We start from the raw sequence: 313 nt of genomic DNA, 5'->3' as shown, positions 1-313 counted from the left end.
ATGTCGGGCGCGGTAGTCACCGCTCTGAAACAGGGGGAAACCGGCATTGCCGCCCTGGCGATCGCGCTACAAAATGCGGAACAGCAAGGAACGCTAACAACCGATCAAATCAATGACGGCCTATCTGCCGCCCTAAAAGAACTGGCAGCCACCGATCGGAGCCAATTTGGCGACCTGATCAAAACCGCGATGGAAAAAATAGAGGCCGGGGCAGAATCGGCGGGCGTCTCGGTTGAGCAGCTGCAAACCTTATTAGGCTCACTGCAAACCGCCGATCTGGAAAGTGCCTTCGAAACCCTGGGCATAACCAGTC

At 56.2% G+C, this 313-nt stretch carries 1 protein-coding gene; it reads left to right on the top strand.

All coding sequences use genetic code 11. The features are described 5' to 3' along the window. On the top strand, positions 1-313 hold a 313-nt coding region (locus Q4563_RS18380; RefSeq protein WP_303605534.1), incomplete at both ends, for a hypothetical protein.

The sequence above is a fragment of the Gilvimarinus sp. 1_MG-2023 genome (assembly GCF_030548285.1).
The sequence above is the reverse complement of the archived record's forward strand: the minus strand, read 5'-3'. Positions and strand labels throughout refer to the sequence as shown.